This is a genomic window from Prevotella sp. AM42-24, assembly GCF_003461825.1.
Lineage (GTDB): Bacteria > Bacteroidota > Bacteroidia > Bacteroidales > Bacteroidaceae > Prevotella > Prevotella hominis.
In genome coordinates, this window is sequence record NZ_QTXV01000015.1 from 37,200 (window position 1) to 57,418 (window position 20,219).

17 protein-coding genes and 1 pseudogene are annotated in these 20,219 nt (G+C 42.4%); 11 read left to right on the plus strand and 7 right to left on the minus strand.

Annotated elements, in window-relative coordinates:
- Positions 1–179 precede the first annotated feature (179 nt).
- The 6 genes from DW917_RS06810 (at position 180) to DW917_RS17190 (ending at position 2,816) form a co-directional block, all read left to right on the plus strand.
- Positions 180–788 carry a hypothetical protein gene (locus tag DW917_RS06810; protein WP_118117269.1) on the plus strand — a complete coding sequence of 203 codons (609 nt, stop codon included), beginning with the start codon at positions 180–182 and terminating at the stop codon, positions 786–788.
- Positions 789–1,068: 280 nt separating this feature from the next.
- Positions 1,069–1,653 carry a hypothetical protein gene (locus tag DW917_RS06815; protein ID WP_118117270.1) on the plus strand — a complete coding sequence of 195 codons (585 nt, stop codon included), beginning with the start codon at positions 1,069–1,071 and terminating at the stop codon, positions 1,651–1,653.
- Positions 1,622–1,816: a hypothetical protein gene (locus DW917_RS06820; protein ID WP_118117271.1), complete on the plus strand. Its 195-nt coding sequence runs from the start codon at positions 1,622–1,624 to the stop codon at positions 1,814–1,816. Before DW917_RS06815 ends, DW917_RS06820 begins: the two co-directional genes overlap by 32 nt.
- 187 nt (positions 1,817–2,003) lie before the next feature.
- Positions 2,004–2,267, plus strand: coding sequence for a nucleotidyltransferase family protein (locus tag DW917_RS06825; protein WP_233524657.1), 264 nt, complete (start codon positions 2,004–2,006; stop codon positions 2,265–2,267).
- A complete protein-coding gene (locus DW917_RS06830) occupies positions 2,251–2,619 on the plus strand; it encodes a DUF86 domain-containing protein (protein ID WP_158570075.1) in 369 nt (122 codons plus the stop codon). Before DW917_RS06825 ends, DW917_RS06830 begins: the two co-directional genes overlap by 17 nt.
- Before the next feature lie 44 nt (positions 2,620–2,663).
- Complete coding sequence (locus tag DW917_RS17190) at positions 2,664–2,816, plus strand: hypothetical protein (protein WP_158570076.1); 153 nt, start codon at positions 2,664–2,666, stop codon at positions 2,814–2,816.
- Between the two features lie 18 nt (positions 2,817–2,834).
- Here DW917_RS17190 and DW917_RS18140 read toward each other — a convergent pair.
- The 7 genes and pseudogenes from DW917_RS18140 to argR all read right to left on the minus strand — a co-directional run.
- Positions 2,835–2,939 (minus strand): annotated as a pseudogene (locus DW917_RS18140) (type IIL restriction-modification enzyme MmeI); the annotation flags it as partial.
- A 21-nt stretch (positions 2,940–2,960) separates the two neighbouring features.
- Positions 2,961–3,689: a pilus assembly protein N-terminal domain-containing protein gene (locus tag DW917_RS06835; protein ID WP_118117274.1), complete on the minus strand. Its 729-nt coding sequence runs from the start codon at positions 3,687–3,689 to the stop codon at positions 2,961–2,963.
- 540 nt (positions 3,690–4,229) lie between these two features.
- Entirely contained in the window at positions 4,230–5,372 is a 1,143-nt protein-coding gene (locus tag DW917_RS06840) for an aspartate aminotransferase family protein (RefSeq protein WP_118117275.1), read from the minus strand.
- Between the two features lie 109 nt (positions 5,373–5,481).
- Positions 5,482–6,483 carry an N-acetyl-gamma-glutamyl-phosphate reductase gene (gene argC / locus DW917_RS06845; RefSeq protein ID WP_118117276.1) on the minus strand — a complete coding sequence of 334 codons (1,002 nt, stop codon included), beginning with the start codon at positions 6,481–6,483 and terminating at the stop codon, positions 5,482–5,484.
- 1 nt (position 6,484) lies between these two features.
- Positions 6,485–7,687: an argininosuccinate synthase gene (locus tag DW917_RS06850; protein WP_089544441.1), complete on the minus strand. Its 1,203-nt coding sequence runs from the start codon at positions 7,685–7,687 to the stop codon at positions 6,485–6,487.
- A gap of 79 nt (positions 7,688–7,766) precedes the next feature.
- Positions 7,767–8,372, minus strand: coding sequence for a GNAT family N-acetyltransferase (locus DW917_RS06855; RefSeq protein ID WP_118117278.1), 606 nt, complete (start codon positions 8,370–8,372; stop codon positions 7,767–7,769).
- Between the two features lie 89 nt (positions 8,373–8,461).
- Entirely contained in the window at positions 8,462–8,938 is a 477-nt protein-coding gene (argR, locus tag DW917_RS06860) for an arginine repressor (protein ID WP_022110423.1), read from the minus strand.
- Between the two features lie 354 nt (positions 8,939–9,292).
- Here argR and DW917_RS06865 point away from each other — a divergent pair, with 354 nt between their 5' ends.
- From DW917_RS06865 to DW917_RS06885, 5 genes are all read left to right on the plus strand, one after another.
- A complete protein-coding gene (locus tag DW917_RS06865; protein WP_118117279.1) occupies positions 9,293–10,621 on the plus strand; it encodes an inositol-3-phosphate synthase in 1,329 nt (442 codons plus the stop codon).
- Between the two features lie 256 nt (positions 10,622–10,877).
- The gene (locus tag DW917_RS06870; protein WP_233524659.1) at positions 10,878–12,203 is read left to right on the plus strand and encodes a glycoside hydrolase family 28 protein; all 1,326 of its coding nucleotides are present in this window, start codon (positions 10,878–10,880) and stop codon (positions 12,201–12,203) included.
- A gap of 122 nt (positions 12,204–12,325) precedes the next feature.
- Positions 12,326–15,685 carry a SusC/RagA family TonB-linked outer membrane protein gene (locus tag DW917_RS06875; protein WP_158570077.1) on the plus strand — a complete coding sequence of 1,120 codons (3,360 nt, stop codon included), beginning with the start codon at positions 12,326–12,328 and terminating at the stop codon, positions 15,683–15,685.
- Between the two features lie 24 nt (positions 15,686–15,709).
- Positions 15,710–17,347 carry a RagB/SusD family nutrient uptake outer membrane protein gene (locus DW917_RS06880; protein WP_118117281.1) on the plus strand — a complete coding sequence of 546 codons (1,638 nt, stop codon included), beginning with the start codon at positions 15,710–15,712 and terminating at the stop codon, positions 17,345–17,347.
- Positions 17,348–17,461: 114 nt separating this feature from the next.
- Positions 17,462–20,185: a GH92 family glycosyl hydrolase gene (locus DW917_RS06885; protein ID WP_233524658.1), complete on the plus strand. Its 2,724-nt coding sequence runs from the start codon at positions 17,462–17,464 to the stop codon at positions 20,183–20,185.
- Positions 20,186–20,219: the final 34 nt, after the last annotated feature.

The following is a 20,219-nucleotide window of genomic DNA, read 5'->3' on the forward strand; positions in this document are numbered from 1 at the left end:
GTTGCGTTCCAAAAACACCTTGGAGTACTTAGAACTTTGAGAGCAGTTGAACAACCCTAATTTTAAAGGGGGCGAATTCGACCCCCTTTTGAAAGAGGCGGACTCAAATGCTTTTACGATGAGTCCGACTCGATGGGTGGAACTAACCCATGCTGTAGTATTATTAAATTTTATCAACTATGAATAGTAAGAATTTATACTTTACAATCTTCTCTTTAATCCTTTTAGGATTTATCTCTTCTTGTGCAGAGAATAGTAATAAGTGTAGTCCTTCTTATGCAAGCAACATAGAACAACTTAATGAAAAGTTATATGATTCTTATGCAAATGTTGCAGTAAGGAAAAACAACACAACATCTGATGACATAATAACACCAGAATATTTTGGAGGCTCATATGTTAAGGCAAATAAACTTATTGTCATGGTCAAAAAAGGAAGTCCAAAAGGAATAGAAGATATAAAGAAAAGACTAGGCACAGATTCAAATGTGACATTTGTATCTTGTACTTATTCTCTTCAAGAATTAAAAGAATTACACGCTAAATTAAAAGTCTCTTTTGCCAAGAAAGCTGCATTGCGAGACGAAATTGGGTGGGTTGCTGTTGGTATCAGACCTATTCAAAATAGAATTGTCGTATATTTGAATAATGCTTCTAATAAAAATATCTCTAAATTTAAAAATGAAATTTGCAATTCAGATAAAATAATTTTTGATCAGTTGGAAATAGAGCCAATTGAAATACAAAAAGATACAGCAAAAGACGAAAAAGTAGGAAGTCCCTCATAAAAATGTGATAAATTTTGCTATCTCATTGTTTTTCAGTCTTTTGCAGCAAGAATACAATAATAATACCTTGAATATATTAAGGAGATGGTGTCGCATCGCAACCTTTTTGATGGCTTTTCTGTCTAAAAAATAGACAGCAGTGTCAAGTATTTAGACAGGTCCTTTTATGGACTTTCTTTCTATATATTCTGATAATCAGTCGTTTATGTTTTTGGCATAGACGTTGCCTTGCTATTTTGCAACAAATAAGAATAGTAACAACATAAAGAATAGTAAGAAAATGAAAAGACTTGCATTAGTAGCATCCTTCTGTGGCATTACTATAACACAGATGATGGCACAGAACATCAACGGCGAACAGATTTCCGACACGACCCTATTTGATAAGTTTTCCAAAGAACTTGGCGAAGTGGAGGTGAAAGCTCATCTTCCTCAATATAAGAAAACCCACGAAGGACTGCTGACCAACGTGGCAGGAACCGTGCTTAGCAAGATGGGGACGGCAGACGATGTATTGAAGCATGTGCCGAGTATCGTGAAGAAGAAAGATGGATATGAGGTGGTCGGCAAGGGTACACCTATTATATATATCAACGGCAGGAAGATGCAAGACATCAGTGAGTTGGATAACATCAAATCTTCCGACATCAAGAGTGTGGAAGTCATCCAGAATCCAGGAGCCGCCTACGATGCTTCGGTAAATGCGGTAATCAAAATCAAAACCATCAAGAAGAAAGGCGAAGGCTTCGGCTTTGATACTCGCTCTGTGTATTGGTACAATAAGCACGACAATACCATCCAACAGGTTAACATGAACTATCGTCGCCCTTACCTTGGAAATAAAAGGCAACGACCTGCTTTATAAATGTTGGGATGCCGACTTGCTCTATAACCAGAAGATGGAACTCTTGCAAGTATCTAAGCGAGGTACGAGAGACCTGCAACTCACCCTTCGCTATAAGTTCAATACCACACGTAGCAAGTACAAGGGAACTGGTGCCGGCAATGCGGAGCTGAATCGACTATAAATATCTTTTATTACTTTTATTCGAAAGTAGAGACATTTAAGATTATTCTTTTGAGGTAGGTTTGCACTTTTAGGCAGGAATGTTTGGAGATAAAAAATAAAAGGTGTATATTTGCAGCGTGATTACTATTTAAAATGAGGAGGTAAATATGGATAGATATCAAATTATACGTATAATCCATGATTATATGTCTAGGAAGCCTGTGTTGAAGGCATGGATCTTTGGGTCTTTTGCTCGTGGTGAAGAAAAGGCTCAGAGCGATATAGATATTCTCTTTGTCCCCGATTTTGAGCATGGTTCGTTTACTTTGCTTACTCATGGAGGAATGTATGAGGATTTGAAGCAACTGCTAGGTCGTGAAGTTGACTTGGTAGTTGATGGCTCTTTGCGTCCGTATGCTCAGGAGAGTGTGGAACGAGATAAAATCTTGGTATATGAGAGAGTTAGTTAGGGATAAAGGAAGACTGGAAGATATTGTGGAGTATTCTTCCAACGTACTCAAAATCATTGATGGGATAGAGTTTGAGGAGTTTTCCTCAAATATTTTAGTCTATTTTGCAACGATGAAAAATGTAGAGATAGTAGGCGAGGCTGTTTATATGCTGACCAAGGAATTCAAGGCAAGTCACCCGGAGATTCCTTGGAAACAGGTGGAAGGTATGCGCCATGTTTTGGTGCATGGTTATTCGCAGGTGTTGCCTCGTATTCTTTGGGCAACAGCAAAAGAGAATATTCCCGAAATCAAGGCTCAAGTGGAGAAATACCTGAACGAGACAGATTGGGAACATTATTGTGGGGAATAATGAACTTGTTCTTCTATACTGATTTATATTAAGCGCTTGTAGATATGAAAGAGAACAATAAATTAAAAGTAGTTCATACCACCTGGGAGGAGTTCCTTAAGGAGCATCCAGTTAAAGAGGTAGTTGATATGCCATCTTTGCCTAATGGCTATGTGGCAAGGGTTGTGACTGTTAATGCGGTTTCGTATACCTCTTGAACAGTTGTGATAAAGGCTGGCTGCTGGAATTATTTGTACGCGGTCTGTAACGATTGTCCCTGCCTTTATGAATCCCATTGGTACATATTTTCGTCTTTCGGAAGAAACACGTTTGCGTTTAATTCAATACTGTTATACGAGCTTCTACTCTCGTTTGGGTAAATTCTTGCGGAACTTATTTCCTATGAATACATGCGGAAAGTCAGTGCCCGTTTCTACGTCAGTAAAACTTGCCGTTAAATAGGTTTTCGGTAGCGTGCTTATGCTTGACATGTTTGACAGAAGGTATGCAACATTATCGTTTTTTACCTTAAAGGTATGTTCGAAGGTACTATTTTCTCCATTTAAGTCGAAAGACAACATGGTCCCATTTTGAGATATATGGTATGTTCCTTTCATCATTGGTATGTCATTGTACTTAAACTGCATGTTATTATAGCTAAAAACGTAACATATGCTATCTTCACTTGCAACCAAAGCGAATAAGCTATGTGGAATTATATTGAGGTGGTTTTCTTTCTCTATTTCAAAGCTCAATGTAAGATATGGGAGAATCACATTTACCTCAATGCTACATGACTCGTTCGTGATTTTATCTCGTACGAAGATGTTAGTAGTGCCTATTTCCTTGCCGATAAGAGTGATTTTCTGTTTGTCATTCTGATCTGTAGAAATGTCCACCTTGTCGTTTCCTTCAACAACAATGTTTCCACTTCCGCCAGTTATTATGAGATTTGTCGTATCACCCAAGGATACCTCTGCGTAATTAGCTATAGTCAGAGGCTGATACTCATACTCATTTTCTTTATTGCTATTACATGCAAAGAAGCATAACGCAACTAAGATAACACCTAATACACGATATATTTTCATAATCCTTAATTCCGCAACACTATTGTAAATTAAACCTTTTAATAGCCTGATCAACAAAAAGTTGTCCGGGGCTTTGCTATGTCAGAATTCTTACTTATCTTAGTGTTGCGATAAGAAAACAAGCAAAACTCTGATATGACATGGCAAAGTTACAAATTAAATCTGAGAAACTCACTCTTTTGGGAGGAAAAAATTCGGGTCATGGAGCAATTTGACACCACATAGTCTTCTGTAATCGACTCAACCCTCGAGAGGACGTGTACACGCAAGAAGGACGTTGCAGAAAGTCCCTCATAAAAGTGTATGGATAGCTAGAAAAGTCCCTCATAAAAGTGTGTTAATCTGTCAAAAAGTCCTTCATAAAAATGTGATGTGTTTTGCTTTCTCGCTAATTTTCAGCATATTTGCAGCAAAAAACAACACTTTTCCTATAAGGGAAACAAAAAAGCAGCAAACCGCAAAGGGCTTGCTGCTCAAGATAGGAGTGTTTCCTATTTCTTTTATGGGTTGAGTTTTCTTTATATCCTTATCTCAATGGGTTTATACTTCTTTTAATACAGTTTCCAATCTTCCGATGAAGTCATCCACATTCTCTTTGGTCAATACCAATGGAGGGAGGATGCGGAGGATGTTGGTGCCGGCGCAACCGGTGAAGCAGTGCTGCTCGTGGATGAGCTTGCTGCGAACTTCCTTGTGAGGAATATCGAGTACGGCGCCTACCATTAAGCCACGGCCACGAACTTCTGTGATGTGGCTGTTGCGCTTCTGCAACTCCTTCAGCTGGGCGATGAGATATTCACCAACCTCATGCGCATTCTGTACCAGGTTCTCCTTCTCGAAAACATCGAGAACAGCAAGAGCGGCAGTACATGCCAGATGGTTGCCACCAAAGGTAGTACCCAGCTGACCATATACAGGTGTAAACTTTGGAGAAATCAATACGCCACCCATAGGGAAACCGTTACCGATACCCTTGGCTACGGTGATGAGATCAGGCTTGATGCCCAACCACTGGTGAGCAAAGAACTTACCGCTTCTGCCATAACCGCACTGGATTTCATCGCAAATCAGGAAAGTGCCGTATTTCTTGCAGGCTGCCTGCAATCCCTGAGCAAACTCAGGAGTAACCATGTTGCAACCACCTACGCCCTGAATAGCCTCGATGATACAAGCGCAGACATCACCCTTGGCAAGTTCCTTCTCCCAAGCCTCCAAATCGTTGATAGGAAGATAGGTTACGTGACCATTATCATTGATAGGAGCGATGATCTTAGGATTATTTGTTACCTCTACGGCAAGGGATGTTCTGCCGTGGAAAGCCTTCTCTATAGAAAGCACGCGGGTTCTTCCGTTGGTGAATGAAGCCAGTTTCAAGGCATTCTCATTTGCCTCGGCACCAGAGTTGATGAGGAAGAACTGATAATCTTCATAACCGCTAATCTTGCCCAGACGCTCAGCGAGTTTCACCTGCAACTTGTTGATGACAGAGTTGGAATAGAAACCCAGGTTGTTCAACTGGTTGGTGAGCATCTCCACATAGTGAGGATGGCAATGACCGATGCTGATAACGGCATGACCGCCATAAAGGTCGAGATATTCCTGCCCCTTGTCGTCCCATACCTTGCAGCCCTGTCCTTTTACAATATTAATATCGAAAAGAGGATATACGTCGTAAAGTTTCATGTTAAATCTATGTTTTAAGAAAGACAACTCATAGAGTTATCTTATTACAAACTATTTTTTATGATAGAAGAACGAATGATTTTTCATCCGTTCTTCCGAATTCTTTTATCTAAAATGCTGATGGCTTGAGTTTCAAACCTGCAGTCTGGTCGAGACCAAACATGATGTTCATGTTCTGGACAGCCTGACCTACAGCACCCTTCAGAAGGTTATCGATGCAGGAAGTGATGAGGAGTTTATCGCCATACTTATCTACATGAACCAGGCACTTGTTGGTATTCACCACCTGCTTCAGGTCGATTGCCTTATCCACATAGTGAGTAAACTTGGCATCCTTGTAGAACTCCTTGTAACCAGCCACGATTTCTTCGATAGGCTTATCGGTCTTCACAACTTCTGTGGCGAAGATACCACGGGCAAAGTCGCCACGGTAAGGGATGAAGTCGATGGCTGCATCGAGATAACCTTGTGTCTGCTTGAGACTCTGACAAATCTCAGGCACGTGCTGATGGTTGAATGCCTTGTAGATGCTCATGTTGTTGTTGCGCCATGAGAAATGGGTAGTGGCACCTGGTTTCTGACCAGCGCCAGTGCTACCTGTAATGGCGTTAACAGAAACATCGCTGTTGATGAGGCCCATCTTAGCAGCAGGCAACAAACCAAGTTGAATGCAAGTTGCAAAACAACCTGGGTTTGCTACGTGCTGAGCTGTGGCTATCTTAGATTCATTTATTTCTGGAAGACCATATATGAAGTCGTGAGCGGCTGGAGTTGGCTGCTGGGTAGCAACCACAGTCTCTGGAGCAAGACGGAAGTCCTGTGCCAGGTCGATAATCTTCACGTTCTCTGGAACATTGTGCTCCTTCAAAAACGCCTCGCTCTTGCCGTGACCGAAGCAGAAGAAGATGACATCCACCTGGTCGAAAGGCATCTCGGCGGTAAACTTCAAATCAGTCTCGCCATACAATCCCTCGTGAACCTCAGCCACCAGGTTGCCGGCATTACTCTCGCTGTTGGCGAATACAATCTCTGCCTCAGGATGGTTGATAAGGAGGCGAATCAACTCACCTCCTGTATAACCAGCTGCTCCTAAAATACCTACTTTTACCATATTATCTTTCCTCGTTAGGGTGCATACCATAATAAACACGGAGTGGGGTAGAGCTTACCTTGATGAAGCCCTTTGCATCCTCGGCTGTCCAACCATGCTGCATCTCGCCATACTCACCGAGCTTAGACTTGGTCAAATCGTCTGGTGAATCGATACCTACAGTCTGGAAACTGTATGGACGAAGCTTCAGAATAGCAGTACCGTTGACGTTGCGCTGAGAAGAAGTCAGCATCGCCTCGATATCTGGCATCACTGGCTCCAGATACTGGCTTTCGTGGAGGAACATTCCGTACCAGTTGCCTACCTGGTCTTTCCAATACTGCTGCCACTTGCTCAAAGTGCTCTTCTCCAACAGGCGGTGAGCCTCGATGATGAGTTTAGGAGCCGCAGCCTCGAAAGCTACACGACCCTTGATACCGATGATGGTGTCACCCACGTTGCAGTCGCGACCGATGGCGTAAGAAGCACCAATCTCCTCAATCTTCTGGATGGCAGCAATCTTATCATCAAACTTCTCGCCGTTGACAGCCACGATCTCACCCTTCTCGAAGGTAATCTTCAGTTCTGCCTCTTCTTCCTTGGCAGTAACGTGCTTCAGATAAGCCTCCTCAGGAAGACCCTGGGTTGGGTCGAGAATCTCACCACCGCAGATACTGGTTCCCCAGATACCTACGTTATAAGAATACTTTAATTTGGTGAAGTCTGCATAGAAACCGTGCTCGTTCAGGTAGTCAACCTCCTCCTTACGAGAAAGCGCCTTATCACGAGTCAAGGTGATGATCTCTACACCAGGAGCCATTACCAGGAAGGTCATATCGAAACGAATCTGGTCGTTGCCGGCACCTGTACTTCCGTGAGCGATGGCGTCAGCACCAATCTCCTTGGCGTAACGAGCGATGGCGATAGCCTGGAAGATACGCTCAGAAGATACAGAGATAGGGTAGCAGTTGTTGCGGAGTACATTACCGAAAATCATGTATTTCAATGATTTCTCGTAATACTCGTGGGTAACGTCGAGAGTGACGTATGCCTTAGCACCCAACTTATATGCGTTCTCCTCGTTGGTCTTCAACTGCTCAGCAGAGAAACCACCTGTGTTAGCGCATGCTGCATAAACATCCCAGCCATCCTGGGTCAACTTCATTACTGTATATGATGTATCGAGACCGCCGCTAAAAGCGACTACAACTTTCTTATTTGCCATAATCTTAAGATTAATGTGAAATGTTAAATGTGAAATATTAAATTGGCATTCTTGTCAATACCTTATTATATATAAGGATTTAAATCTCTGCAGATGGACCGTCAATCTTGCGGATTCTCTCTATCACGTCCTGAGGAAGTTTGATAGGAAGATGCTCCTCTGGGTCGAAGAGCATGGCGGTGCAGATGCAGTATTTGCGGTTGGTGCGATGGAGCACATCTACGTTGATGCAACCCTCGCAACCACGCCAGAAAGACTCATCATCGGTCAGGTCGGCGAAAGTAACAGGAAGATAACCCAGCTGGGTGTTCATCTTCATCACAGCCGAACCTGATGTCAAAGAGAAAATTTTTGCATGAGGCCATCGCTGTCGGGCAAGCGTAAAGGTCAGGTTTTTGATACGTTTAGCCAATCCCAAACCTCTGAAGTCTGGGTGAACGATTAAACCTGATGTGGTGACATAGTGCTTGTTGCCCCATGTTTCGATGTAGCTGAAACCTGCGAACTTCTCTCCTTGGAGAGCGATGACAGCCTTGGCTTCGCGCATCTTGGTGGCAACATACTCTGGTGAACGCTTGGCGATACCAGAACCACGTTTCTTTGCCGCTTCTGCGATAGTAGTCAGAATGGTGTCGATGTACTTGATGTGACTTTCATCAGCCACCATGACTTTAACTTCTTCCATTTCTCTTTCTTTTATTATAATGTTCTTGTTATCTTATATGAAAAAGCATGCATAGATATGCATGAGATTCTATTTTGTTCTCGTATGTCTTACTTCAGTTCTGGAATGGCATTTGCGAGTGATTTCAGGAGTGCTTCCTCAGAAGCATCTTCTTTCTTTACCAGGAAAATCGTGTCATCTCCAGCAATTGTACCCAAGATTTCAGGAATGTCATGATTGTCAATGTTATATGCAATACTGCTGGCATAACCCGGACGAGTCTTGATGACAATCATGTTTCCAGAAAAGTTGATGGATAGAAATCCAGGGGTCATCATCATTTCTTTGAGCGAACGAGGATTGGAAACTCGCTTGTACATGGTTTCATTAGGGAGTACATATACATATTTACCATTCATAGAGGCGGCTTTGGCAACTTTCAGTTGTTTTAAGTCGCGGCTTAAAGTGGCTTGCGTAAGCTTATAACCTTCTTTTGACAAGGCCTTCAAAACTTCTTCCTGTGAACTTAACTCTTGACTTGAGATAAGCATCTTCAGGGTTTCCATTCTACTATTCTTTACCTTCATATGATGTATTATTATTCGGATTTCGCTTGCAAAAATACAATAATATCACTAAACTACCAAATAAATTGCAATAAAATTGCACTAATATGTGATAAAATATCATATTGCTGTTTTAAAAGCGCATAAATATGCGCATAATCGTATTCTTTCTTGTAAAATGAAATAATATGCAGTAATTCTTGTAAGTATGCATCCGTTTATTCACTTCTGTATTCTTTTAGTAGTAAATTTCTGCTTTATAAGCTAATATTTCTAAATTTTAGGAGAATTGAATGTGAAAACCCGCTATTTATTGAAAGTTTTTGGTATCTTTGCCAAACATTATTCTAATAATCAAATTTATAACAAAACGTGATGAAACAAAACGATGTAAAGCCAGCAGATGGCAAACTTGGTATTATGGTTGTAGGTTGTGGTGCAGTTGCTACTACTTTTATGACCGGTGTGTTGATGACTCGCAAGGGCTTGACAAAGCCTGTTGGTTCTATGACTCAGTATGATAAGATTCGTGTGGGGCGTGGTGCCGACAAGCAGTATTTGCATTATCAAGACATCGTACCCCTCGCAAAATTGGATGATATCGTGTTTGGAACTTGGGATGTTTATCCTCAAAATGCCTATCAGGCAGCGATGTATGCAGAGGTATTGAAGGAAAAGGACATTAATCCGGTAAAAGATGAATTGGAGAAAATCGTTCCGTTGAAGGCTGCGTTCGATAAGAACTATGCTAAGCGTCTGACGGGTGACAATGTGAAGGATTGCAAGAACCGTTGGGAGATGGTAGAAGCTCTCCGTCAGGATATCCGCGACTTCAAGGAGAAAAACGGTTGTGCCCGTATCGTTGTGATCTGGGCAGCATCTACTGAGATTTATGTACCAGTAGATGAAAAGATTCATGGCACATTGGCTGCTTTGGAAGAGGCGATGAAGGCTGACGACCGTGAACATATAGCTCCATCCATGTGCTATGCTTATGCTGCCTTGACAGAGGGTGCTCCTTTTATCATGGGTGCTCCTAATACAACAGTGGATATTCCTGCAATGTGGGAATTGGCAGAGAAGACCAGGATGCCTATTGCCGGTAAGGATTTCAAGACTGGTCAGACTTTGGTAAAGAGTGGATTTGCTCCTATGATCGGTGCTCGTTGCCTCGGTTTGAGCGGATGGTTCTCTACCAACATTCTTGGCAACCGTGACGGACTTGTACTGGATGAGCCAGCAAACTTCCACACCAAGGAGGTGAGTAAGCTTTCTACTCTCGAAACCATCCTGAAGCCAGACGTACAGCCTGATCTCTATGGTCATGGTAATGATGAGGATACTCAGTATTATCACAAGGTACGTATTAACTACTATCCACCACGCAATGACAACAAGGAAGGCTGGGATAATATCGATATTTTCGGTTGGATGGGCTATCCTATGCAGATCAAGATCAACTTTCTTTGCCGTGATTCAATTCTTGCAGCACCATTGTTGCTCGACCTTACCTTATTGAGTGATCTTGCTGCCCGTGCTGGCCGTTATGGTATCCAGCGTTTCTTGAGTTTCTTCCTCAAGGCTCCTATGCATGATTATACACAGGGTGAGGAGGCTGTCAACAATCTGTATCAGCAATATACCATGCTCAAGAATGCAATCCGCGAGATGGGTGGCTATGAAGCAGACGAAGAGATTGATTAATTATTCTCTCTTATATATATAATAAGGTGTATCAGATACTCAACCCCCTAAAGAGTGTCTGATACACTTTTTTTATGCTCTATACCTGGTAAAATGTTAAATTTGGAGGTCTTTTAATAAAATAATGTGTGAAAAACTTGCAACTTGTAATTATTTTGTTTACATTTGCAACATAAATAAACCTAAATACAACATTCAACAATACTAAACTTTCATGATAAAACGAATAACTTTATTTTGGATATTGTTGTTGGCAATGCCGTTTGTTGCTTTGGCCAAAGATTTTCTCGTAGTGGATTTTGGAGCTAAAGGCAATGGGGTGACAGATGATGCTTCTGCCATTCAGAAAACCATCGACGCTTGTTCGCAAGTAGGAGGAGGCAATGTCGTTTTCTCTGCTAATCATACATTCCTTTCTGGACCAGTCGAATTGAAGTCTAATGTCAATATTATCCTGGAGACCCATTCTGTCTGGAAAGCGAATCCTGATGAAAGCATCTATCGGAAAAGTGCCTTTGGCAAGAATGAAGGTGAAGGTATGATGTGGATCTGGGCTAAGGATATAGAGAATCTGTCTTTCTCCGGACATGGTACGATTCATGGTAATGGTATTCAGTTTATGGGAGCAGAGTTGTTTGACAGTTATGAACTGAAACCTGTAACAACCTTCGATCCTCGTCCTCATGTCCTCACGCTGATAGGTGTGAAGAATCTGTCTATCCGTGATATTACGATTTGTGAAGGTGCCTATTGGACAGTTCATCTGATAGGCTGTGATGGTGCTTTGATAGATGGAATTAATCTTTTGAATAATCTGAAAATACGCAATGGTGATGGTATTGATATTGATCATAGCAAGAATGTACGTATTGCCAACTGTCATATTACGAGTGGTGATGATGCCATTTGTCTGAAAAACCGACGTGAGTTTGAGGAGTATGGTTCTTGTCATGACATCGTAGTGACCAATTGCGTGATGGAAAGTCGCAGTTGTACAGTCAAGATTGGCAGCGAGAATATGGATTCCATCTATCATGTGGTGATAGACAATTGTGTGATCAAGGGCAGTAACCGTGGTTTGGGTATCCAGAATCGTGATGAAGGTACTGTGACGGATGTGGTATTCTCCAATATTATTTTGGATTGTCATCTTTGGAGTGATGTCTGGTGGGGAAAGGCGGAACCTATCTATGTGACTTCTTATCCTCGTGCCAATGGTAATCATAAGGATGCCAACTGGCGTTTCCCTAAAGGACAGACCGTAGGTAAATGTGGAGAAGTGAGCCGCATTTACTTCAATAATATTTATGCAACTTCTGAAAACGGGTGCTTTATCGGAGGGGATACTAAGGATAAAGTCCGCGATATTTATCTCAACAATGTTCATTTGAATCTGAAGAAAGTGACTTCTTACGATGGCGGCGTCTATGATAAGCGTCCATGTCGTGGTGAGGGCTTTATATATAATAAGGTATATGGAGTCTATGTGGAACAAGCCACCAATGTGGAGGTAGATGACCTGAAAGTAATTGCAGATCCTAAGATCAACTATGGCGGAAAGACTTTCGGCATAGATGATTAATATTTCTATATGCGAAACGGTTTCTGTAGTTCTTTCATTCTAATGAAATCAGAACTTAACTCCGGCGTAATAAGGTATCATTACCTTTGCACCGTATAATTATAACTAAAATCTAATAGGTTATGCAAATAGTAAAAAAGACTATTGGAAGTAACATGAGACGTGTCTTGTTCTCTTCCGCCCTTTTATTGGTGAGTTCGCTCACGTTTGCACAGAGTAATGTCAGTGGTACCGTGAAGGATGCCAATGGCGAGCCTCTTATCGGCGTTTCCGTTTTGGAGGTGGGTACGCAGAATGGTGCAGTTACTGACATGTATGGTAACTACAAACTGAATGTGAAGCCTGGTGCAAAGTTGAAAATTTCGTATATCGGTTTCACACCACAGACTGTAAAGGCCGGTTCCAACAGTCAGATTGTTTTGCAAGAAGACAATACCGCTCTGAATGAAGTGGTAGTGGTTGGTTATGGTACGATGCGCCGTAAGGATGTTACCTCTTCAATTACTACCGTGAAGGCAGAAGATTTGAACCAAGGTGTGTTTACAGACCCAGGTCAGATGCTTCAGGGAAAGGTTCCGGGTTTGGTGGTTTCTTCTACTGCCGATCCTAACGGCTCTCCTACCATTACCCTTCGTGGTGCTTCTACTCTCCGTACGGGTGCCATGTCACCTTATTATGTTGTGGATGGAATCCCTGGAGTTGATATTTCTATTGTGTCTCCAGAAGATATCGAGTCTATTGACGTTCTTCGAGACGCTACAGCTACGGCCATTTATGGTTCCAAGGCAGCCAATGGTGTAATCATCATTACTACCAAGAAGGGTGCTGAGGAGAAAACCAATGTCTCTTACAATGGCTATGTGGCTTTTGATAATATTCTGAAGAAATATGATGTGTGTACAGCTGATGATTTGCGTCAGTATGCAAAGGACAACAATATAACTCTCAAGGATGGTGGCGCCAATACGGATTGGCAAGACGAGGTGCTTCGTACAGGTATAAGTCATAATCATAATGTAAACATTAGTGGTGGAAATGGTTCTACTAATTATATGATTAGTGCCGATCTCAGAAAGCGTGAGGGTGTCATCAAGATGACAGGCTTTGACCGTTTCAATGTCCGTTCTCTTGTGTCAACCAAGACCTTGAAAGACCACCTTACTGTTTCTCTTGGTGCGAATATGATGTATGGCAAACACTTTGGCGTACCATCTGGCAATGAGGGTGCATCTGTGCTTGATGCCATGAACTATTATTCTCCTACTAATGCTATCAAAAATGCGGATGGAACATGGACCGTAGGCTCTGGCTCCAAGAACTATAACCCTCTTGCATTGATGGAGGAAAATAAGTCTGAGACAGTCTGGAAACGTAACCAGTTTGTTGGTAAGACCGCCCTCGAACTTTGGAAGGGATTCGTTTGGAGTGTCAACTATTCTTGGAGTAATTATCAAAGTACTTATAGTGCCTATAATACCCGTAACTCTCAGTTGGAGGGTATTGGCAACAAGAATGGTCAGGCTACCCGTAATACTTATTTTGGTCGTGAACAGACTTTTGAGACTTATCTCAACTACGATTTCAAGGTCGGAAAGAGCAAGTGGGGCTTGATGGGTGGTTATTCTTGGGAAGAAAAGAAGAATAACGATGGATTCGGTCTCAGTGTTGAAGGTTACTATAATGATGATCTTGGATGGTATAATATGTCTTACGCACAAACCATCTTGGGCGTTCAGAACTCCGTTCAGAGCGGCTATTTGGAGAAAGTGCGTAACATCTCTTTCTATGGTCGTGTGAATTACTCGTTTGATAGCCGATATATGCTTCAGGCAACCATTCGTCGTGATGGCTCTTCGGTATTCGGCAAGAACAATCGTTGGGGAACTTTCCCTTCTGTATCTGCTGCTTGGAATATCACTGAGGAGAAGTTTATGCAGAACCAGCACATCTTCGATAACTTGAAACTTCGTGCGGGATATGGTATCTCTGGTAATGCCATGGGCTTCGATGTGTATTCTTCTTATAATACGTATGGTGCTTCTGGTACATTCGTATATGATGGTAAGACTTATCGCACATACGGTGCAACCAAGAATGCAAACCCTGATTTGAAGTGGGAGTCAACGGGTATGTTGAACATTGGTCTCGACTTTGCATTCTTGAAGGGACGTCTGAATGGTACTGTAGAGGTTTATCATAAGAAGACCAAAGACTTGATTTGGAGCTATCCTGTTTCAACAACTCAGTACATATATGGTTGGATAGATGCCAATGTGGGTGAGATGACCAATAAGGGTATTGAGTTTACGTTGAATGCGGTGCCTGTTCGTACCAAGAATTTCATGTGGAGTACTACCCTCAACCTCTCTCATAACAAGAATACTGTCGATAAGATGCAGAATGAGACATTCCATACTACTAATCTCACCCAGGGTGACCCAATGGTAGCTGGTGTTTCTGCAGATGGTTGGACACAGAGAATTATGGAGGGCGAACCTATTGGTACATTCTATACATATCAGTATGCAGGAATTGTAAATGGACGCTCAGAGTACTACGTTCTTGATGAAAATGGTAATCGTACAGGCGAAACTACCAATAATCCAAGTTTGAAAGACCGTTCTATAACAGGCTGTGCGCAGCCTAAACTCAATGCAGGTTGGAACAATACGCTTACTTATAAGAACTGGAGTTTGAATGCATTTATCACAGGTGTGTTTGGAAATGATGTTTATAATAGCGCACGTGCTCATTATACGAGTGCTCAAATGTTCTCTGATGGTAAGAACGTGTTGAAGGAATTTCTTAACAACCCAGCTAGTGATGCCTCTGGTTCGCTTCCGTCAGACCGTTTCATAGAGAAGGGGTCATACGTTCGTCTCCAAACCCTCTCTCTAAGCTATACCTTCCGTAATTGCTTTAATGACTGGATTCAGGACTTGACTCTTTATGGTACAGCCAATAACCTCTTTACGATCACTAACTATAAGGGACTTGATCCTGAGGTGAATATGGGTGGCATTGACCCGGGTATCGATTATCGTTGGAGCCGTTATCCACATACACGTACCTTCATGGTGGGTGTTAAGATTAATTTCGGTGGAAGCAAGAAGAAAAAGGTTACGCCACAGTATATCGACCGAGAGGTAATCAAGGAAGTACCAGTCATCAAGGAAGTGGTTAAGGAGGTTCCTGGAAAGCCAACTTTCGTGCAGAGTACATACGTGGTTACATTCTCTGTAAACTCTGCAGAAATTGTTAGCACGGCAGAACTTGATGGTATTAAGAGTGGTTCAAATGTAGAGATTGTGGCTTACTCTTCTCCTGAAGGTAAGTCTTCTGCTAACCAGAAACTTTCACAGAAACGTGCGGATGCGGTTGCTAAATATCTGCAAGATAAGGGCGTAAACGTGACACGTATTGTTGCTAAGGGTGCAGATAGCAACCATGCAAACCGTATCGCTATTGTGACTGTTAAGTAATAACTATTAATCAGATTACAGAATATGAAACTAAATAGATTGTTTATTTCAGCTGGATTGTTAGCTATGGCACTTACCAGCTGTACGGATTTGAATATGGCTCCAAATTCGCAATATACGGAAGATCCTAGTCAGAATTCAGGAATAGACCCTATGATTGTGGTAGAGGCGAAGATGGCTGATGTGTATTACCATCTTAAAGGTACGCTTGGACGTCGTTATATGGAAGCTCAGAGTCTTGCCTCTGATGAGTTTACATCTGTAGCATTTAACGGTGGTTACGTTGATGGTCATACTTACGCAAATCAAGCACTTCACTGTAGCTCTCCTACAGATGCATCTATAGGTTGGTATTCCGATGTAACCGCAGGCATAACAAAGGCTAATAAAGTTTTGGAAGAGTTGGGTAGTGGGGCTTCTGCCCAGATGAAAGCGCCAGCTCGTGCCATACGTGCTTATTATATCTGGATTTTGATGGATAGTTATGGTGACACACCTATCTTGGAAAGTGTTCCTGCAGAAGGTACGTCTGTGCCTCGTTCTCCTCGTAAGGAAGTTGCAGAGTGGATAGAGAGTGAGTTGACGGATATTATTCCTTATTTGACAGAGGATGTAACGGAGAATACATACGGTAAACCAACTAAGTGGATGGCTGAGGCTCTGCTTGCCAAACTCTATATCAATTGGGCAGTTTATACTGCGGAGTCTGTTGACCAGTATGATGCTGCAACAGCAGCTAATCCAAAATTGGATGCTTGTATTGCTGCTTGCGATGAAATCATCAATAGTGGTAAATTCAATTTGGGTACAGTAGATTATCTCCATAAGTTCTCTTATGATAATGGTTGGACGGTAGAGGATTTTATCTATGCCATACCATACGATGCTGTCCAAGACATCAAGGATGGTAGTTCTTATGGATTACAGTATGCACGCCCTCGTACATTTAAGGATATGAAGAATATGTTGCCTAATGTTTATGGGTCAACGGATAAGTTTACGCAGTCATTTGGTGGAAATATTGTTGTTACTCCAGAGTTTGCCAAACTTTTCTGCCTAGATGGTGATATTCGTAACCTTAGTATACTTCGTGGCGATGTCTATGTTCGTGACCCAAAAACATTGCGTCCAACGACGGAACCTTTTATGTATAAAGGTGTGCAGATGCATTTTACAGAGGATATAACTCTTGCCAAAATTGACAACGATATTGATGTTGGAAATGATGCCAATGCTTATCAGCAGGGATGCCACTCTATCAAATGGTTTGCAATTCCTAGCGACTACAATAATAGTCGCAACCAGTCTAATGACCTCCCGATTTTCCGTTATGCGGATATCCTGATGATGAAGGCGGAGGCTCTTACTCGTCAAGGCACTGGTGGTGCAAAGGAACTCTTCAACCAAATTCGTACATATGCAGGTGCTCCAACTCTTACTTCTGAGCCTACATTGAAGGAAATCTATGACGAGCGTGGTCGTGAGTTCTTCGATGAAAACTGGCGTCGTAATGATATGATTCGTTTCGGTCATTACGAGGATGAGTTCTTTCCACATTACAAGGACTTCCCTGATGCAAACTTCGACAAGCGCCATCGTATCTTCCCTATTCCTCAAAGTGACATCGACTTGAATGGTTGGGAACAGAATGCTGGTTATTAATCGATTGAATGATGATAAATGGGGAGTGGCAGGGTCTGCCACTCCCTTTTTCCTAATTGTTAGGCGAAGTTTGTTTCATTTTGATAGAACTGTTTGATTGTGAGAAGGAACCTATTGTTTTTATTACTATGGTTGGCAGGAAAAAAGTCTTTACAGCTTTTGGTGGCCTTCTTGGCTGTGGCCTTGCTGGTTGCAGCTAAGGATTATACCCGATATGTGGACCCACGTATCGGAAGTGAGGGATTGGGAAGAACTTTCCCTGGGCCTTGTATGCCTTATGGTATGGTAAAGCCGGGACCGGATGCCGTGACTATGCCGAATGCAGGATGGGCACCGATACCTGAACCTGTCAAGGGATTTTCGCAGATGCATGTCAGCGGAACGGGAGGTGGACAGAAATATGGCAATATCCTGATTCAGCCTTACCTCGATTCCAAGGAAATCATCCAGAAACGGATGGATGAGAAGATTTCCTTGGGATATTATGCGTGTACCTTTGAGAATGGAATACGAACTGAGATTACTGCCTCAGAACGTTGTGCTTTCTATCGGTTGGACTTTGGCAAGAAGCAGAAGGGAAAACTCTTGATAGATGTGGCTACTTTCTTAGGTATAGATACGATTCCTGATAAGCGCGAAGCGCAGCAGTATGTGGATTCATATGTTTCCTGTGATGGAAAATATGCCGTCTCTGGCTGGAGTACGGTTCGGGGCGGCTGGAACAATGGCGGCCCTTATACCGTATATTTCTATTTGCAGAGCGATGTTCCTCTATTATATAATAAGGTGAAAGAATCTAAAGCAAGATTGGATGTCACTTTCTTGAAAAGTATTGCCAATCTGAAATTGGGTATTTCGCATATCAGTATCGCCCAAGCCAAGCGGAATATCCCTTTCTGTGGTTTCGATGCCCAGTTGAAGCAACTACGAGAAACCTGGAATGGAAAATTGAGGAAGATAGAAATTGTAGGAACTGAAAAACAGAAACGGATGTTCTACACGGGCATCTACCATACGATGCTGATGCCTGTGGATAAGTCGGGGGAAAACCCTCATTTCTCTGATACTCCTTATTATGATGATTACTATGCCATTTGGGATACTTACCGTACGTCTATGCCGCTTCTTACTCTGATAGATGAGGATAAGCAGCGGGATATGATCCATTCGCTTCTGAATATTTATAAGCATGATGGCTATATGCCGGATGCCCGGAGTGGTAATTGGAATGGAAGAACCCAGGGAGGAAGCAATGCTGAAATTGTGATAGCCGATGCTTTTGCCAAAGGGATGAAAGGCATCGACTATGAATTGGCACTCAAGGCTATGATCAAGGATGCTGAAGTTCCACCTACGGATGATGATGGTTATTTGGGAAGTGTGCCTGATGAAAAGCATGGTCGTGGTGGATTGAAGGAATACAATACGCTTGGCTATATCCCTTATGGTATCGACAGAGCTGGTAACCGTACGGTGGAATACAGTTATGATGATTGGTGCATCGCTCAGGTGGCGAAAGGGTTAGGACATCAAGACCTGTATCAGAAATATCTCAAGCGCTCTGGTAACTGGCGCAATCTTTGGCGTGGTGATTATGAATGGCAGGGAATGCGTGGCTTCATCATGCCTCGTGATGCAGATGGGAGATGGCTCGACTCTGTGCCTTGGGGAAAATCAAAAGTTTACCATCCCCTGATTCCTTATCGCCCTGACACGAAGGTGGCTCCCTGGTATCTGCCATGGTGGAGTACTTTCTTCTATGAAGCTTTGTCGGCTGAATATAGTCTCAGTATTCCGCATGATGTGCCGGGATTGGTGGAGTTGTGCGGCGGTAAGGAGGCTTTTATCAAGCGCCTTCATACATTCTTTGCCAACAAACATTATAATGTTGCTAACGAACCGAGTTTTATGACTCCTTATCTCTACCATTGGGTGGATAGACCTGATCTGAGTGTAGCACGTATCAGACAGATTGTGAATGACAACTATAACGATACTCCGCTCGGTTTGCCGGGAAATGATGATAGCGGCGCCATGTCTTCCTGGCTTGTCTTCAATATGATGGGGCTTTATCCCGTGGCAGGACAGAATCTCTATCTGGTAGGCTCGCCGCTGATTCCTGAATATACGATTCATCTGGAGAATGGTAAAAAACTGCAAGTGGTAAGGGATGAAAAGATGAAATCCTGGGATAGGAAATTCTTGACTCATGAGTTATTAACAAATGGTGGAAAACTTGTACTTCCTGGTTTTTCTGCTGTTGATTCTATTGTTGATAACGGTGCTAAGATGCTGATTTCTAATCAGAAAGAGCGTTTTCCACGTTGTGAACAAGATGTGGATAACTTGTTGAAAAGTATTCCTTCACAGGGGATTTCTCATTTCGTTTTAAACCGTCAGTATCGCAATTGGGAGCTCGGGGCAACTTATCTGAATGGAAACCGTGATACCCTGTATTTGAAATGCAACCAGTCGGTCTATCTGATACCGGAAAGACTGGTGGATGAGGCTACTGGTTTCTCTTGGGACAATCCGCAGAAAGGAAAGAATATCTATGTCTGCAACAAGTCGCAGAATGAAGGTATGCGTGATGGTACCTTCCTGTTTATTTCCAGAAAAGCCTTACAGCAGTTGCTTCATTCTGGTACTTTCATCTATAATGATATGACTTGGCGACAGGTGTCAAGGGATGCAAAGACCGTTGTCGTGCGGGCGGATATAGATGGCACAACGATGTGTATCAGTCTTTGTCACCAACTGTCATGGGTGCTTTGGATGAAAAACAATCCTTTAGGTATTGATTGGACCCTCACAGGAATGCTTCCGGACGGGAAATGATTCTTCCATAAGAAAATTGTTTCAGATTTGTTCT

Bases quoted from the DNA above. Each gene is read 5' to 3' on its own strand.
- DW917_RS06810 (WP_118117269.1), top strand. From the start codon at position 180: ATGAATAGTAAGAATTTATACTTTACAATCTTCTCTTTAATCCTTTTA.
- DW917_RS06815 (WP_118117270.1), top strand. From the start codon at position 1,069: ATGAAAAGACTTGCATTAGTAGCATCCTTCTGTGGCATTACTATAACA.
- DW917_RS06825 (WP_233524657.1), top strand. From the start codon at position 2,004: ATGTCTAGGAAGCCTGTGTTGAAGGCATGGATCTTTGGGTCTTTTGCT.
- DW917_RS06830 (WP_158570075.1), top strand. From the start codon at position 2,251: ATGAGAGAGTTAGTTAGGGATAAAGGAAGACTGGAAGATATTGTGGAG.
- DW917_RS17190 (WP_158570076.1), top strand. From the start codon at position 2,664: ATGAAAGAGAACAATAAATTAAAAGTAGTTCATACCACCTGGGAGGAG.
- DW917_RS06835 (WP_118117274.1), bottom strand. From the start codon at position 3,689: ATGAAAATATATCGTGTATTAGGTGTTATCTTAGTTGCGTTATGCTTC.
- DW917_RS06840 (WP_118117275.1), bottom strand. From the start codon at position 5,372: ATGAAACTTTACGACGTATATCCTCTTTTCGATATTAATATTGTAAAA.
- argC (WP_118117276.1), bottom strand. From the start codon at position 6,483: ATGGTAAAAGTAGGTATTTTAGGAGCAGCTGGTTATACAGGAGGTGAG.
- DW917_RS06850 (WP_089544441.1), bottom strand. From the start codon at position 7,687: ATGGCAAATAAGAAAGTTGTAGTCGCTTTTAGCGGCGGTCTCGATACA.
- DW917_RS06855 (WP_118117278.1), bottom strand. From the start codon at position 8,372: ATGGAAGAAGTTAAAGTCATGGTGGCTGATGAAAGTCACATCAAGTAC.
- argR (WP_022110423.1), bottom strand. From the start codon at position 8,938: ATGAAGGTAAAGAATAGTAGAATGGAAACCCTGAAGATGCTTATCTCA.
- DW917_RS06865 (WP_118117279.1), top strand. From the start codon at position 9,293: ATGAAACAAAACGATGTAAAGCCAGCAGATGGCAAACTTGGTATTATG.
- DW917_RS06870 (WP_233524659.1), top strand. From the start codon at position 10,878: ATGCCGTTTGTTGCTTTGGCCAAAGATTTTCTCGTAGTGGATTTTGGA.
- DW917_RS06875 (WP_158570077.1), top strand. From the start codon at position 12,326: ATGCAAATAGTAAAAAAGACTATTGGAAGTAACATGAGACGTGTCTTG.
- DW917_RS06880 (WP_118117281.1), top strand. From the start codon at position 15,710: ATGAAACTAAATAGATTGTTTATTTCAGCTGGATTGTTAGCTATGGCA.